Origin of the sequence: Halomonas sp. HAL1 (assembly GCF_030544485.1) — a bacterium.
Lineage (GTDB): Bacteria > Pseudomonadota > Gammaproteobacteria > Pseudomonadales > Halomonadaceae > Vreelandella > Vreelandella arctica.
Window position 1 is genome coordinate 2,434,432 of the sequence record NZ_CP130610.1, and the last position, 14,497, is coordinate 2,448,928.

Sequence of the window (14,497 nt, forward strand, 5' to 3'; positions counted from 1 at the left end):
GGTGAGACACCCAACCCTAAGCACCCGCCGTGCCAATCATTTCAGACAAACCACAAGCACATGAAAGATATGAATAAATTTTAACAAGCAGTTATCTACTAAGCGTTGCACAAGGCGTACACCTGTCACGTAACGCTGTAAACGACGTTACAGGTGTAACGCACGACTAACGGCGTAATAACGCTGCGTTGACACCCACGCCAGAGCGCATAGGCTGGAAGGACAATAACAATCCCCCACGGTGAACTACGCCATGCCTACTCAATCGCCTCTGCCTGCACGGCTGCAATCCGTCCAGCGCCAGCATATCGAGCATATTTTCCAGCTCGGCGAAGGCCTGGAAGTTCCGCAGCTACCGGCCCAGCCGACCATTCGGCGTTCATGGCTGCGCTGCCTAAACGAGTACCAGCTTGATCCCACCCAGCCACGCCCAGCCCGGGTGGTGCCCCAGCAAACCCTGATCGAGCACCGAGAATCCGTGGATGAACTACTGCACGTGGCGAGAGCCGGGGTTGACCAGCTCTATCAGCAAATCGCCCAGCTAGGCTACGTGCTACTGCTCACCGACCACCGCGGGATAACCGTCGAGTTTCGTGGCGATCCTAATCAAGACCAGCAACTGCGCAAAGCAGGTCTCTATCTCGGTGCTGACTGGGACGAACGCTTTGCAGGCACCTGTGCCGTGGGCACCTGCCTGCATGATCGCCAAGCGATTATTTGCCACCGGCAGGAGCACTTCGACGCCTCGCACATTTCGCTTACCTGCACCGCGGCGCCCATTGCCGACCCACAAGGCAACGTCATGGCCGTGCTGGACATTTCAGCGCTGCAATCACCTACCCAGCATGAGAGCCAAAATTTTAGTCTCTCGCTGGTAACGCTCTACGCACGGATGATCGAAGACGCCTATTTTCTCCAGCGCTACCGTGACTGCCTGATGGTGCGCCTGGATACCTCGCGAGAGTTTGTGCATGTAAACGGGCGCGGGTTAATCGCCATTGAAGAGAACGGGCAAGTGATTGCCGCCAACGCAGTGGGTCGTGATCTGATAAGTGGACACCAGCGCCGTTGGCCACCCTGGTCAGCCCATCACACTCCCATGCTGGGGGAGCTATTCGAGTGCGAGATCGCCGATGTGCTCAGCATTAACAGTGCCACCGACGATCAACTGCGTGCTTTTCGCGCCAGGGTCGACAACACGATTTACTTTATTAGCCTGCTGGAGCCCCGCCGCCCGCGACCTGCTAAGCAAGCACAATCGCTCCCCTCCAGTCTGCCTGAACCACTGGTACGCCTCGGCGCCGACGACCCCGCCATGCGTAAAGTGCAGAAGCTGGCTGAGCGGTTGCGCAATGAAGCCAGCGTCAATGTGCTGATTAGCGGAGAAACCGGCACCGGCAAAGAGGTCGTTGCCCGTGCTCTGCATGACAGCGGCAACCGATCTAAAGGCCCCTTTATCGCGGTAAACTGTGCCGCCATTCCCGAAGCGCTGATCGAAAGCGAGCTTTTTGGTTACGAGCCCGGCGCCTTTACCGGCGGGCGCGCCAAAGGCATGCGCGGGCTGATCCCCCAGGCCCATGGCGGCACACTGTTTCTAGATGAAATCGGCGATATGCCGCTGGCCCTGCAAACCCGCCTGCTGCGCGTACTGGCCGAGCGAGAAGTGATGCCTCTTGGGGCCAATAAGCCTGAAAGGGTTGATATCCGGGTGATTACCGCCACTCATCGCAATATCGATGCGATGATCCAGCAGGGTGAGTTCCGCGAAGACCTCTATTACCGCCTTAATGGAGCTCAACTGCGCCTGCCCGCGCTACGCGACCGCGCCGATAAGCTCTACGTTATCCGCCGTGTATTTGACGACATCATCCAAGAGCGAGCCTCTAGCCAATCACCGCGCCTGCGAGCCGATGCCATTAGCGCCCTACTCGCTTACGCTTGGCCCGGCAACATCCGCCAGCTAAAGAATGCGCTGGCCTTTGCACTGGCCACATCAGAAAGCGACGAAATCACCGTTCATGATTTACCCGAGCAGTGCCTAAGCCAACGCATCACGCGGCTGGCAACTCCCCTGCCTGCAGATGTTGGTAGCGACAGCGATCACACACTGCTGGAAATGCTCAAGGAGCAGCACTGGAACATTAGCGCCGTTGCTCGCGCTCTCGGGGTTTCGCGGCCTACCGTATACCGGCAAATGCAGCGCCAGGGCATAGTGCCGCCAAATTGGCAGGGCTAAGCGCAAATCTGTTAATCCGCTAGTTGGCCTTGGGGTTTACCCTCACGTACACTTGTTTGAATCCGTTTATCCTTTTATAACCCCGCTTTCGACAAGCCGAGGCTCTCCCATGGCGTTTGAATCCACTTCTTCCTATATCGCAACCGATGCGCTTAAGCAGGCGGTGAATGCTGCCGTGGTCCTTGAGCGGCCGCTATTGATCAAAGGCGAGCCAGGCACCGGTAAAACCCTGCTGGCTGAAGAGTTGGCCGAGTCTCTCGATACCCAGCTGATTACCTGGCATATCAAATCCAGCACCAAGGCGGCCCAGGGTTTATACGAGTACGATGCCGTCAGCCGTCTGCGTGACTCTCAGCTAGGTGTTGAAGGTGTAGAGAACGTCGCCAACTACATCAAACCCGGCAAGCTGTGGGAAGCCTTTACCGCCAACGAGCGCGTGGTGTTATTGATCGACGAGATCGACAAGGCCGATATCGAATTCCCCAACGACCTGCTCCAAGAGCTGGATCGTATGGAGTTCCACGTTTACGAAACTGGCGAAACCATCCGCGCCGAACAGCGCCCGATTATCATCATCACCTCGAATAATGAAAAAGAGCTGCCGGATGCGTTCCTGCGCCGCTGTTTTTTCCACTACATCGAGTTCCCCGACCGCGAGACCATGCAGGCGATTGTCGATGTGCACTTCCCGGATATCGCCTCCCGGCTTGTCAGCGAAGCCCTAGAGGTATTTTTCGAGCTGCGTAAAGCGCCAGGCCTTAAGAAAAAGCCGTCAACGTCTGAACTGGTCGATTGGCTCAAGCTACTGATGGCTGACGATATTGCTCAAGAAGCGCTCTACAACCGCGACCCGGCCAAAGCGCTGCCGCCCATGGCCGGCGCCCTGATCAAAAACGAGCAGGACACCCAGTTGCTCGAGCGCTTGGCATTCATGATCCGTCGTCAGAAAGGCACAGGCCGCTAAGCCATGTTTATCGGCCTATTCGAAACGTTAAAGCGCGCGGGCGTGCCCGTCTCACTGCGCGAGCTTTTAGACCTTCATGCTGTAGTGGAGCGAGGCGTGGTGTTCGCCGACATGGAGGCCTTCTATCAGGTGGCCCGCACGGTGATGGTCAAAGACGAGCGCCACTTTGACCGCTTTGATCGTGCCTTCGCCGCCTGGTTTAAAGGCCTCGAGGACATGGACGCCGCTATTGAAGCGCTAATCCCCGATGACTGGCTGCGCCGGGAGTTTGAGAAGCAGCTGACCGACGAAGAGAAAGCCAAGATTGAATCTCTGGGTGGCCTTGAAGAACTCATCGAAACGTTTAAAAAACGCCTGGAGGAGCAAAAAGAGCGCCACGCGGGGGGCAATAAATGGATCGGCACCGGTGGCACTAGCCCTTTCGGGGCCTACGGCTACAACCCAGAGGGCATTCGTATTGGTCAGGATGGCTCGCGCCACCGCCGCGCCACCAAGGTCTGGGACGAGCGACGCTTTCGGGATTACGATGATTCGCTGGAGCTAGGCACACGCAATATCAAGATGGCGCTGCGGCGGCTGCGCAAGTTTGCCCGCCAGGGCGCGCAGGACGAGTTCGATGTGGATAGTACCATCCGCGAAACCGCCAAAGATGCCGGGCTACTCAACGTGCAGATGCGCCCAGAGCGCCATAACGCGGTGAAGGTGCTGCTATTTTTGGATGTAGGCGGCTCGATGGATGACCATATTCGCGTCTGCGAAGAACTGTTCTCTGCCGCCCGCTCAGAGTTCAAGCACCTGGAGCACTACTACTTCCATAACTGCCTTTACGAAGGGGTTTGGCGTAACAACATGCGCCGGGGTAACGAGCGGATCCCGACCATGGATGTTTTGCACACCTACGGCGCGGATTACCAGGTAGTGATCGTCGGTGACGCGGCCATGTCGCCCTATGAGGTTACCCACCCCGGCGGTAGCGTCGAGCACTTTAACGACGAAGCGGGCGGCGTTTGGCTTAAGCGTTTATGCGAAACGTTTCCTCGCCTGGCGTGGCTTAACCCTATGCCGACCCGAGCCTGGGAGTACACCTACTCGACCCAACTGATCCGCGAGATCATCGATGACCGCATGTACCCCATGACCATGGAGGGTCTGGAAACCGCCATGCGCGAGCTAGCAAAGAAGTAGTCTAATTATCCGGCTATTATCTGGCCATGCGCGTCAGCACATCGTGGTGAGTCAGCTTGCGATGCAAAATGGCCATCACGATGTGCCCTACGATCAGCGCCAGCAGAGTCCAGCCCAGCTCACCGTGGAGCAAACCGCCGAGATCCGTCATCCAGGTGATCTCCTCGTCCTCAAAACCTGACATCAGATTAATTCCAAACACCTCAAGCGAACGGCCCGAACCGTACTGGCGAATAAGTGCAATCGTCGGAATCGCGATCATCAAGCCGTAGAGTGCAAGATGGCCCAGCTTTGCCATAACGCTCACCGATGGCGGGCGACGCGACGCATTGGCTAACGCCCATATCGCTCTCAGTACGACTAAGGTCAGTAGCAATACACCCACTGGGTAATGGGTTCCCCAGAAAAACTCTTCAAAGGGTGTGTCCGGAAAAAGCCAGTGCGCCGTGGCACTCGTAAACTGCCAAGCAAACAGTAGCGCCATCCCCCAATGCAACAAGCGGCTAATCGCACCGTAACGTTGACTGTTATCCATTATCGGTGATGCCATGCAGCTTCTCCCTTCTTTTAATAAGCTAGTCGTGATGCTTATTTTATCGGGGCAACACGTAAATAACATGGCAACAACGTGCAACTTTGTTGCACAAACTGGAACGCAGCGTTCCCAAGGGCTGTTAAAGCGACTGCGGAAAATCGTTTAACCCCTTCAAAAAGGCCTGCTTGGCAGCCTCAAACGTCTTAGGGTCATGCTTAAAGCGACGCAGAATAAGCGCTTCATCCAACACCAGGGTAGGCGCCAATTCGCGAATACTCTTGGCAGGATGGCGAGCGCCCAAGCCAATACGCTTTCCATCCACCCCGCCGAACCAGCGCTTAATGCCACTTTTTTTATAGAACGCTTCTTGTTCGGCGTTATCCACTTCGACACGTAGCGGGGCTTTCAAAGTAAGTTCGCTGATCAAACGCTGCTTGGAATCTGCTTGGTCAAGCGCGCAGGCGTGAGTCACCGTCATGCCCTCGCCCTCCTCGTCCAGCACTAGCAGCGCCAGCGCTTGGGGTTTACCCTGGCCGTCAACGGCAGCAAACAGCCGCGCTGCTTCTTGCGGAAAAAACACACTGCAGGTGCCGGTGAACACGACCAGCGGCGTAAGACCCGCCTCTTGTCCGTAAACCTCAGCGCATAATCGCGCCAGACAGGCGTTGCGCTGGGCCTCTGCGTTAACGTGTACGACCTTCATTTGAATCATCCTCACCGACTAAAAACCCGCAAGCCTAGAGCAAACATCACCGTTTTGACAGCGCGACGTGCCTCACCACAACGTCCATTCATTTTTACTGATACTGAACACTACTGTTAACAATCTGTCGAAGAGAATTGTAAGCGTGAACATCACTTAGAAGGAGCTAGTATGCCCACCTTTATGAATGACCCTACCATGCCCACACCAAGCTTTCCCGGTAGCCACATGGTAGTCGATGATCACTATGTGTTTATTTCAGGACTGACCGTTGACGATCTCTCTAACGGCCACGCAGTCAAAGGCGACGTTAAAGAAGAGACCCGCCTTGTGATGCGCGCGCTATCGCGCATGCTTGAAATGGAAGGCGGCAGCTTAGCGGACATAGTGCGCGTGGATATCCACCTTACTGACTTACACGCTATCCAAGACATGGATGGTATTTACGCCGAGTATTTTGAACCCGGTCGCTACCCGGCGCGCACATGTACCGAATCCCCCCATCTCTGCGGCGGTAGCAATGTTGAAATCACCGTGATGGCGAAGCGCCAGCATCAATCAACGTAATAACCGCCTCAATATCGACGTGGGCTTCCAGCATATCGGCCAAGCGATCAAGCTCACGATCTCGGTGGGCTTGATAATCGCTCTGTTCACCGTTAACCAAACCTAACTGTTTCAGCAGTGCTTGGCAGCCGTCGGGATGGTCAAACAAGCCATGCAGGTAGGTTCCTAGAATCTGTCCATCACCGCTAACGGCACCTTCCGGGCGACCATCCACAGTAAATAAGGGGGAATTCAAGGCAGCCCCTTCGCTCACGCCATTATGGATTTCATAGCCGGTGACTGTCGCACCTTCAGTAACCGTTATGCCGCTCACATTTCGCAGCTGTTTGCCCGCCATCATACGCGTTGTGAGCGGCAGCAGTCCCAATCCTGCTTCTTTCCCCGGCTGGCCCTCCAGCCCATCAGGGTCATCCACCCACTCGCCCAGCATTTGAAAGCCACCGCAAATACCTAACACCTTACCGCCGTAACGCAGGTGGCGCAGAATGGCTTTATCCCAGCCCTGGCGCCGTAACCAGGCAAGATCGCTCGCAGTGCTTTTACTACCAGGCAGGATAATCACGTCAGCAGCAGGAATCGGCTGCTCGGCCCCCACAAAGGTCAGCGCCACCTGAGGGTGCAAGCGCAGCGGGTCGAAATCAGTGTGGTTACTGATGCGTGGAAGCGCTGGCACGACGATAGTAAGAACCTTGCTCTGCTTCTCGACCTGGGTCACCCCAATGCTATCTTCAGAATCGAGCACCAGCCCTTGCAGATAGGGCAGCGTGCCCAGTACCGGTTTACCCGTACGCGCTTCCAACCAATCAAGCCCCGGTTCCAGCAGCGCAATATCTCCTCGAAAGCGGTTAATAATAAAACCTTTGGTGCGCGCCTGCTCGCTCTCACTTAGCTGCGCCAGCGTGCCCACCAACTGGGCAAATACACCGCCGCGGTCAATATCCCCCACCAGCAGCACTGGGCAGTCGGCGGCTTCGGCAAAACCCATATTGGCAATATCGCCTTCGCGAAGATTAATTTCTGCAGGGCTACCCGCGCCTTCGGCAATAATCACATCGAAGCGGCTTTCCAGTGCCTGCCAAGCCGCCATTACGCTCGCCTTTGCAGTGCGTTTATAGGCATGGTAATCCAGCGCATCCATATGGCCATGCACCTTGCCGCGCAAAATCACCTGGGCGCCACGATCCGTTTCCGGCTTTAGCAGTACCGGGTTCATATCGCTATGAGGGGCCAAATAGCATGCCTGGGCCTGCAGCGCCGTGGAGCGGCCAATCTCGCCGCCATCGCTGGTCACTGCGCTATTCAGCGCCATGTTCTGGGGTTTGAACGGCGCCACTGATATACCACGCCTTGCCAGTGCACGGCAGAGCGCAGCCACCACAGTGCTTTTACCTGCATCCGAGGTGGTGCCTTGAATCATTAGTGTGGCCATCACGTTATCCCGCCCAGGTGAACAAGAGCGAGACTGTAGCGACCTGGGAGCATCAGCGCAATTGTGACCAAGCTCATCGACCAGTGCCCTCTTCATCACACTCCCTCTTTAATGACACTCAAAAACGTACTTCAAAAATACTTCTTACCGCCATCAATTTGTCACACGCCAACTTTAGGCTGATCAACAACAAATGAGATCGATCTCATTTTTCATTTATAGAGACTCTCTATGTCCGATTTAGTCAGTGTGGCCAAACTAGCCGGGGTTTCCCGGGCAACCGCGGCGCGGGCTTTTTCAAGCCCCGATCTAGTTCGCCCAGCGACCCGCGAAAAAATTTTTAGCGCTGCTCAACAGCTGTCATTCAGGCCCAACAAGGTCGCTCAACAGCTACGCTCGCAAGCCACGCAGATGATTGGCGTCATGGTACCGAGTCTCGATAACCCGGTGTTTGCGGAGCAGCTACAAGCCATGGAAGTGGCAGCCAGAGCGGCTGGTTACTCACTGATCGTTACCACCAGCGAATACTCGCCCAGCCGGGAGGGTGACATTGTTGAGGAGATGCTGCGTCAGCGCGTGGATGGCTTGGTGCTTACCGTGGCTGAAGCCGATAACAGTGCCGTGCTGGATAAGCTCAGTCTCGAAACCACCCCGTGCTTACTGGTCTACAACCCACCTGGGAACAGCGGTTTCCCCTCCATCGGCGTCGATAACCGCGCCGCCAGCGCTGATGCCACCCGCCATTTAATTACTTTGGGCCATGAGCGCATTGGCATGGTCGCTGGCCCGCTGCTGCAATCAGACCGCGCCCGGCAGCGCTTTGACGGTTACTGCCACGCTATGCGCGAGGCAGGCCTGATCGCACGTCCGTTGGTTGAGATGGCCCGCCATACCCAAGCTGACCTGAAAAGCCTAACACCTGCACTGCAAGGGCCAGACGCTCTCAGCGCATTGGTTTGTACCAATGACCTGCTCGCCATCAGCCTGATGGGCGAATTGCAACGCGCTGGTTTTAACGTGCCTGGCGACCTTTCTGTGATGGGCTTTGATGGCATTGCCTTAGGCAAGCACCTCTACCCATCGCTATGCACCATTGAGCAGCCTCGCGCCGACATTGGGCGAGCCGCGGTGCACACCTTGTTAGCCATGATTCGGGGAGAAAGCTGCACACCTGCTCCCCTGCCCCACGCATTGCGTAAGGGCGAAAGTGTCGGAAACCCGACATCCCGCAAGTCCACGTTAGGCACTTTATAGAGGAGCACGGTATGAATCTTAAACGTCTTTATCAGGCAGTATTGGCCACGGCGATTATCAGCACGTCGGGAAGCGTTTTTGCGCAATCAAGTGACAACGCGATTTGCTATAACTGCCCACCGGAATGGGCCGACTGGGGTACACAGCTGCGCTTGATTGAACAGGAAACCGGCATTCGCGTGCCCCAAGACAACAAGAACTCCGGCCAGTCTTTAGCTCAGTTGGTGGCCGAAGCGGGGAGTCCGGTAGCAGATGTCGTCTACTACGGTGTGACCTTTGGCATTCAAGCCATGGAAGAGGATGTAGTAGCGCCTTACCAGCCCGAGCACTGGGATGAGATTCCTGAAGGCCTGAAAGATCCTGAGGGCAACTGGTTCGCCATTCATTCCGGCACGCTCGGTTTTATGGTTAATGTCGATGCCTTGGATGGTGCGCCGGTGCCCACCTCTTGGGAAGACTTACTGAAACCTGAGTACCAAGGTATGGTGGGCTACCTTGACCCCGCCAGCGCTTTTGTCGGCTATGTAGGCGCCGTTGCGGTCAACTTGGCAATGGGTGGCGATCTTAACGATTTCACCCCCGCCATCGACTACTTCAATGAGCTCGCCGAAAACGACCCCATTGTGCCTAAGCAGACTAGCTATGCGCGGGTGCTTTCTGGCGAAATACCGATTCTCCTCGATTACGACTTCAACGCTTACCGTGCCCGCCACAGCGACGGTGCTAACGTTGAGTTTGTGATTCCCGAAGAAGGTAGCGTGGTCGTTCCTTATGTGATGAGCCTGGTAAAAGATGGCCCGAACCCCGAGAACGGCCAGCAGGTGCTTGACTTCGTGCTGTCTGACCAAGGTCAAGCGGTATGGGCAGACGCCTATTTACGCCCCGTACGTGAAAGCGCCATCTCCGCTGAAGCACGGGAAGTCTTCTTGCCGGATAGCGATTATGCCCGCGCAGAAGCTGTCGATTACACCGCCATGGCGGCTGCCCAACGCAGCTTCTCTGAGCGGTATTTGTCGGAGGTGCGTTAATCATGACCGCGGCATCCAAGCAGCCCTCCGGGGCTGCTTCTTACTTTAGACGCCAGTCAGCTAGCGTAGGCCCAGCGAGGCGTCAAAGACTGATCGCTTTGTTAGCGCTGATGCCTGCGCTGGTCATCTTCTGCGCCTTCTGGTTGCTGCCTTTTTCACGCTTGATAGTCATGGGTGCCGAGGCTGACCGAAGTAGTGGCATCAGCGCCTATCTCACCATTCTCACCCATCGCCAGTACTTGATCAGCCTCGTGACCACCGTGGGCATCTCGCTTGTTGTATCGATCACGGCGGTGGCCATAGCGGGCACGGTTGGCTTTTTCCTGGCTCGACACCGTTTTTTCGGTAAGGCGGCCTTGGTGGCGATCCTCACTTTTCCACTGGCCTTTCCAGGCGTAGTGGTGGGATTTCTGGTGATTATGCTGGGTGGTCGCCAAGGAGCGCTGGCGCAGACCAGCCTATGGCTGTTTGGCGAGCGCTGGATGTTCGCCTACTCGCTGGCCGGTTTATTTATTGGCTACCTCTACTTTTCGATTCCTCGCGTGATCACCACGGTGATAGCGGCCTGCGACAACCTGGACAAAAGTCTCGAAGAAGCCGCCCGCTCGTTAGGCGCTAATACTTGGCAGGTCACCAAAGACGTCATCATACCCGGCATTGCACCTGCTCTGCTTTCTACTGGGGCTATCTGTTTTGCTACCAGCATGGGCGCGTTTGGCACGGCGTTTACCCTTGGTACGCGATTGAGCATTCTTCCCCTCAACATCTACGGTGAATTCACCAACTACGCCAATTTCGCCATGGCAGCCGCGCTTTCAGTGGTATTGGGGGTCATCACCTGGATGGCATTGAGCCTTGCCCGTAGGCTGGCAGGCGGCAACTTAGGGGCTTCGGTATGAAATCTCGCCTTCGCTTCACGCTGCAATTGGGCTTCACCCTGCTGGTGTGCTTGTTCATGATTGTGCCCGTCGCCATGTCAGTCATGGCGGGGCTGACTGAGAACTACTTTGTAGGCCTGGAGAGTGGGCTGACGCTGCGCTGGGTGAATGAGGTGTGGCAGCTCTATGCCGATACCATCTGGCTCTCCATTAAACTGGCACTCGCTTGCTTATTGATCACTATTTTGGTTGGCGTGCCTGCTGCCTATGGACTGCTACGCAGTCGTCGCCGCTGGGCCAACGCGATTGAAGAGCTCCTGCTGCTACCGGTTGCCGTGCCGGGGCTGGCCACCGCGCTTGCCTTGTTACTCGCCTACGGCAGCTATCGTGAGTTTCGCGGTAGCTGGCTGTTTATTCTTGTTGGCCATGTGCTGTTTACCCTGCCCTTTATGGTGCGCGCGGTGCTATCCGTGATGCAAACCGCCAAACTTCCCCAACTGGAAGAAGCCGCTGCCAGCTTAGGTGCCAGTTTCAGGCAACGCTTTTTCGGAGTGGTCATCCCCAACAGTATGAGCGGCATTCTGGCGGGCGCGTTGATGGTGGTCACCCTATCCATTGGTGAGTTCAACATTACCTGGATGCTGCACACACCCTTGACCAAGACACTCCCGGTCGGCTTGGCCGATAGCTACGCCTCCATGCGCCTCGAAGTTGGCTCGGCTTACACGCTGATATTTCTAGTCATGGTGGTGCCGCTGCTGGTGGCGATTCAGTGGGCAGGAAAACTCACCCAGCAGCGCCACTGAGCAATCGAGTCGTCACCCACCTTTACAGTCATCTGATTGCTTTATTCGAGAAACTTATATGAGTTCATCTGTCAGCATTACGCTTACCCAATGCAGCCGCACCTTCGCTGGCGGCAACACCGCCCTGCAGCCGCTGGATCTGCACGTCAACGCGGGCGAAACGTTAGTGCTGTTAGGGCCTTCTGGCTGTGGCAAAACAACGACACTACGCATTATTAGCGGCCTGGAAAGCCCCGACAAAGGCGGGCAAGTGCTGTTTGGAGAGCGTGATGTCACCGCTCTGCCGATTGAGAAGCGCGATGTGGGAATGGTGTTTCAAAACTATGCCCTCTTTCCCAATATGAGCGTTGCCGACAATATTGCCTACGGCTTGAAAATACAGCGTTTGCCACGTAGCGAGATCGCCCATCGGCTTGACGAAGTCATGCGTATGGTCGACTTGCAAGGCTTTGGTGGACGGCGCATTGACGCCCTCTCCGGCGGGCAAAAGCAGCGTGTTGCGCTCGCTCGCGCCATCGCCGTTCGCCCAAAGGTGCTGCTGTTTGACGAACCCTTGGCTGCCCTCGACGCCAAACTGCGTGATCGGCTGAGAATTGAAATTGGCCAGTTGCTTCGAGAGCTAGGCACTACAGCGGTTTATGTTACCCATGATCAAGACGAGGCAATGGCGTTAGGCGACCGCATCGCAGTGATGCAATCAGGCCGCATTGCCCAACTGGGCACGCCCCAGGAGATTTATCACCGACCGGCCAATGCTTTTGTAGCGGACTTTATTGGTGCGGTTAACTGCCTGGAAGTTATCGGTATGCAAGCCGATGGAGGGTTAATCGTACATGGGGGAGAACTTGTCGCCACCCATTTGCAGGGAGTACCCATGGTTTACTGTCGACCTGAAGATATTCAGGTGGTTTCCGTTGACCAAGCCGATGTAAAAGGCAGGGTGGTACAGAGCATTTTCCTGGGCCAGACCCAGCGCCTCATGGTGGACACGGGCGGCACTTCGACACTCCAGATTGAGGCCCCCTCCCGCGAGCGCTGGCCAAACGGTACCGCGATTGGTTTGGCACTCCCCTCCAGCGTGCTTTTTCATCCAGATAAGCCCACTGCCCCTGTTAATGCCAAGGAGATGGCCAATGGCTGATCAAGGTTTAAACATTAAGAAAGACCCTTATGCCCAGCAGTGCCTTATCGCCCAAATCAGCGATCCGCATATCAAGGCGGGCGGTAAACTCTCTTACCGCCATGTAGATACCGCCAGTGCTCTGCGCCATGCAATCAGCACGCTCAATCAGCTAGCCCCGCGGCCCGACCTAGTGCTGATTAGCGGTGACTTGGTTGATTTTGGCCACCCTGACGAGTACACCACCTTTAAGCAGATCCTGGCTGAATTAACGCTGCCTGTGTACTTGATCCCTGGCAATCATGATGATCGCCAGCATCTACGTGCCGCATTTCCCGACCACCGCTACCTATTCCAGCATCACGACTATTTGCAGTGGGCCGTTGAGGACTATCCGGTTCGCTTGGTGGGGCTTGACTCATCGGTACCGGGAAAACCCCACGGCGAGCTAAGTAATGAAAGCCTGCAGTGGCTAGACACCACCCTGGCAAAAAACCCTGAAAAACCGACTCTTGTCATGGTGCATCACCACCCTTTTGTTAGTGGCATCGACCATATGGATCGCCAGCCGCTGAAGCGACCAGACGCGCTAGCCGACGTCATTGGCAAACATGCCCAGGTCGAGCGCGTGCTCTGCGGGCATCTGCACCGTTCGATCCAAGCGCGCTTTGCTCACACTTTGGCGATTAGCTGCCCTGGGGTTTCCCACCAGGTGAGTTTGGATCTCAGCCCAGATGGCCCCTCCAGCTTTCAGCTAGAGCCACCCGGTTACCTGCTACACCAATGGTCGGCCACTAACGGCATGGTGACACACCAAGGGTTTATCGAGCGCTACCCTGGCCCTTTCCCGTTTTTTGATGCTAATGGGCTTATTGATTAGGTCGTTAAACTGGGGGCGAGCGCTGTGTTGTCGGTGTGAGCCAGCGCTAGCTCCCAGGCTTGCACCATCCGCTTTTTCTCAACGCCCCACCGGTAGCCGCCAAGCGCACCGCTTTGCTGAATCACCCGGTGGCAGGGAATCCACAGCGCGATCGGGTTAGCCCCCACGGCATTACCTACTGCACGGGATGATTTTGGCGTGCCTAATGCCCTAGCGATATGCGAGTAACTGGCCAGCTGGCCTTCGGGAATAGTGAGTAGTGCACGCCACACGGCAACTTGAAAATTGGTGCCCGTCACGTGCAATGACAAAGCAGCCGGCGCCTCTTCTGACTTGGCAAAAATCGCCTCCACCGCATAGCGCGTGGCAACTCGGTTAGGGTGGAAGGTGCTGCGCGGCCACTCCATGGCTAGTCTTGTTAGCAGTTCTTCTTCACTGGTGGTATCGATAAAGCCCATGCGACAAATACCACGGGGCGTCATTGCCACAAACATGCTGCCAAGAGGCGTTTCATGAACCCCATAAGTAATCTCAACGCCCTCACCCTGGCGCTTATACTCCCCAGGCGTAACGGCCTCTAGCTGAACAAAGTGATCATAAAGCCGTGAGCCGCCGCTAAGCCCCAGAGTATGAGCAATATCCAGCAACGAAGTAGAGGAGTGCATCAATTGCTTACCCCGCTCCAGCGTTAGCGCCTGTAAAAACCGTTTAGGGCTAATCCCCACGTAACGACAAAACAGCCGCTGGAAATGGAAGGCGCTAATATGAACGTGAGCGGCCACTGTTTCCAAATCAGGCTGCTCAGTAGCATTGGCAACCATGTAGGTCATGGCCTTTTCGATACGCGCATAATCGTTCATGTTTATCTCTCTAGCCGTTTCGTTTCAGGCTACTTATGGGCTTATCATGGCA

The 14,497-nt window shown here is 55.9% G+C and carries 14 protein-coding genes; 10 read left to right on the top strand and 4 right to left on the bottom strand.

Annotated elements, in window-relative coordinates; translation table 11 throughout:
• The first annotated feature begins 253 nt into the window (after positions 1–253).
• The 3 genes from Q3Y66_RS11420 to Q3Y66_RS11430 all read left to right on the top strand — a co-directional run bounded on the left by Q3Y66_RS11420 (position 254) and on the right by Q3Y66_RS11430 (position 4,385).
• Entirely contained in the window at positions 254–2,236 is a 1,983-nt protein-coding gene (locus Q3Y66_RS11420; RefSeq protein WP_008956405.1) for a sigma-54-dependent Fis family transcriptional regulator, read from the top strand.
• 109 nt (positions 2,237–2,345) lie between these two features.
• Complete coding sequence (locus Q3Y66_RS11425) at positions 2,346–3,200, top strand: MoxR family ATPase (RefSeq protein WP_008956404.1); 855 nt, start codon at positions 2,346–2,348, stop codon at positions 3,198–3,200.
• A gap of 3 nt (positions 3,201–3,203) precedes the next feature.
• Positions 3,204–4,385, top strand: a complete 1,182-nt coding sequence (locus tag Q3Y66_RS11430; RefSeq protein WP_008956403.1) for a VWA domain-containing protein — start codon at positions 3,204–3,206, stop codon at positions 4,383–4,385.
• Between the two features lie 16 nt (positions 4,386–4,401).
• Here Q3Y66_RS11430 and Q3Y66_RS11435 read toward each other — a convergent pair whose 3' ends face one another.
• Entirely contained in the window at positions 4,402–4,935 is a 534-nt protein-coding gene (locus Q3Y66_RS11435) for a cytochrome b (RefSeq protein ID WP_008956402.1), read from the bottom strand.
• A 124-nt stretch (positions 4,936–5,059) separates the two neighbouring features.
• Positions 5,060–5,623, bottom strand: a complete 564-nt coding sequence (locus Q3Y66_RS11440; protein ID WP_008956401.1) for a hypothetical protein — start codon at positions 5,621–5,623, stop codon at positions 5,060–5,062.
• A gap of 171 nt (positions 5,624–5,794) precedes the next feature.
• On the opposite strand from Q3Y66_RS11440, the gene Q3Y66_RS11445 reads away from it, so the two are divergent.
• Positions 5,795–6,190 (top strand): RidA family protein, encoded by a 396-nt coding sequence (locus tag Q3Y66_RS11445; RefSeq protein WP_008956400.1) that lies wholly within the window; start codon positions 5,795–5,797, stop codon positions 6,188–6,190.
• Here Q3Y66_RS11445 and Q3Y66_RS11450 read toward each other — a convergent pair.
• Positions 6,153–7,619 carry a cobyric acid synthase gene (locus tag Q3Y66_RS11450; protein ID WP_008956399.1) on the bottom strand — a complete coding sequence of 489 codons (1,467 nt, stop codon included), beginning with the start codon at positions 7,617–7,619 and terminating at the stop codon, positions 6,153–6,155. The genes Q3Y66_RS11445 and Q3Y66_RS11450 overlap by 38 nt on opposite strands.
• A gap of 231 nt (positions 7,620–7,850) precedes the next feature.
• On the opposite strand from Q3Y66_RS11450, the gene Q3Y66_RS11455 reads away from it, so the two are divergent.
• The 6 genes from Q3Y66_RS11455 to Q3Y66_RS11480 are packed head-to-tail and all read left to right on the top strand — an operon-like array spanning position 7,851 to position 13,585.
• Positions 7,851–8,873, top strand: coding sequence for a LacI family DNA-binding transcriptional regulator (locus Q3Y66_RS11455; RefSeq protein WP_008956398.1), 1,023 nt, complete (start codon positions 7,851–7,853; stop codon positions 8,871–8,873).
• Between the two features lie 11 nt (positions 8,874–8,884).
• Positions 8,885–9,901 carry an ABC transporter substrate-binding protein gene (locus Q3Y66_RS11460; protein ID WP_008956397.1) on the top strand — a complete coding sequence of 339 codons (1,017 nt, stop codon included), beginning with the start codon at positions 8,885–8,887 and terminating at the stop codon, positions 9,899–9,901.
• Positions 9,902–9,903: 2 nt separating this feature from the next.
• Positions 9,904–10,800: an ABC transporter permease gene (locus tag Q3Y66_RS11465; RefSeq protein WP_008956396.1), complete on the top strand. Its 897-nt coding sequence runs from the start codon at positions 9,904–9,906 to the stop codon at positions 10,798–10,800.
• A complete protein-coding gene (locus tag Q3Y66_RS11470) occupies positions 10,797–11,585 on the top strand; it encodes an ABC transporter permease (RefSeq protein ID WP_008956395.1) in 789 nt (262 codons plus the stop codon). The genes Q3Y66_RS11465 and Q3Y66_RS11470 overlap by 4 nt, the downstream gene beginning before the upstream one ends.
• A gap of 58 nt (positions 11,586–11,643) precedes the next feature.
• Positions 11,644–12,726 (top strand): ABC transporter ATP-binding protein, encoded by a 1,083-nt coding sequence (locus Q3Y66_RS11475; protein ID WP_008956394.1) that lies wholly within the window; start codon positions 11,644–11,646, stop codon positions 12,724–12,726.
• A complete protein-coding gene (locus Q3Y66_RS11480) occupies positions 12,719–13,585 on the top strand; it encodes a phosphodiesterase (protein WP_008956393.1) in 867 nt (288 codons plus the stop codon). The genes Q3Y66_RS11475 and Q3Y66_RS11480 overlap by 8 nt, the downstream gene beginning before the upstream one ends.
• On the opposite strand, the gene Q3Y66_RS11485 is transcribed toward Q3Y66_RS11480, so the two are convergent.
• Entirely contained in the window at positions 13,582–14,445 is an 864-nt protein-coding gene (locus Q3Y66_RS11485; protein ID WP_008956392.1) for a bifunctional transcriptional activator/DNA repair enzyme AdaA, read from the bottom strand. The two genes, Q3Y66_RS11480 and Q3Y66_RS11485, sit on opposite strands and share 4 nt — an antisense overlap.
• Between the last annotated feature and the right edge of the window lie 52 nt (positions 14,446–14,497).

Bases quoted from the DNA above. Each gene is read 5' to 3' on its own strand.
- Q3Y66_RS11420 (WP_008956405.1), top strand. From the start codon at position 254: ATGCCTACTCAATCGCCTCTGCCTGCACGGCTGCAATCCGTCCAGCGC.
- Q3Y66_RS11425 (WP_008956404.1), top strand. From the start codon at position 2,346: ATGGCGTTTGAATCCACTTCTTCCTATATCGCAACCGATGCGCTTAAG.
- Q3Y66_RS11430 (WP_008956403.1), top strand. From the start codon at position 3,204: ATGTTTATCGGCCTATTCGAAACGTTAAAGCGCGCGGGCGTGCCCGTC.
- Q3Y66_RS11435 (WP_008956402.1), bottom strand. From the start codon at position 4,935: ATGGCATCACCGATAATGGATAACAGTCAACGTTACGGTGCGATTAGC.
- Q3Y66_RS11440 (WP_008956401.1), bottom strand. From the start codon at position 5,623: ATGAAGGTCGTACACGTTAACGCAGAGGCCCAGCGCAACGCCTGTCTG.
- Q3Y66_RS11445 (WP_008956400.1), top strand. From the start codon at position 5,795: ATGCCCACCTTTATGAATGACCCTACCATGCCCACACCAAGCTTTCCC.
- Q3Y66_RS11450 (WP_008956399.1), bottom strand. From the start codon at position 7,619: ATGGCCACACTAATGATTCAAGGCACCACCTCGGATGCAGGTAAAAGC.
- Q3Y66_RS11455 (WP_008956398.1), top strand. From the start codon at position 7,851: ATGTCCGATTTAGTCAGTGTGGCCAAACTAGCCGGGGTTTCCCGGGCA.
- Q3Y66_RS11460 (WP_008956397.1), top strand. From the start codon at position 8,885: ATGAATCTTAAACGTCTTTATCAGGCAGTATTGGCCACGGCGATTATC.
- Q3Y66_RS11465 (WP_008956396.1), top strand. From the start codon at position 9,904: ATGACCGCGGCATCCAAGCAGCCCTCCGGGGCTGCTTCTTACTTTAGA.
- Q3Y66_RS11470 (WP_008956395.1), top strand. From the start codon at position 10,797: ATGAAATCTCGCCTTCGCTTCACGCTGCAATTGGGCTTCACCCTGCTG.
- Q3Y66_RS11475 (WP_008956394.1), top strand. From the start codon at position 11,644: ATGAGTTCATCTGTCAGCATTACGCTTACCCAATGCAGCCGCACCTTC.
- Q3Y66_RS11480 (WP_008956393.1), top strand. From the start codon at position 12,719: ATGGCTGATCAAGGTTTAAACATTAAGAAAGACCCTTATGCCCAGCAG.
- Q3Y66_RS11485 (WP_008956392.1), bottom strand. From the start codon at position 14,445: ATGAACGATTATGCGCGTATCGAAAAGGCCATGACCTACATGGTTGCC.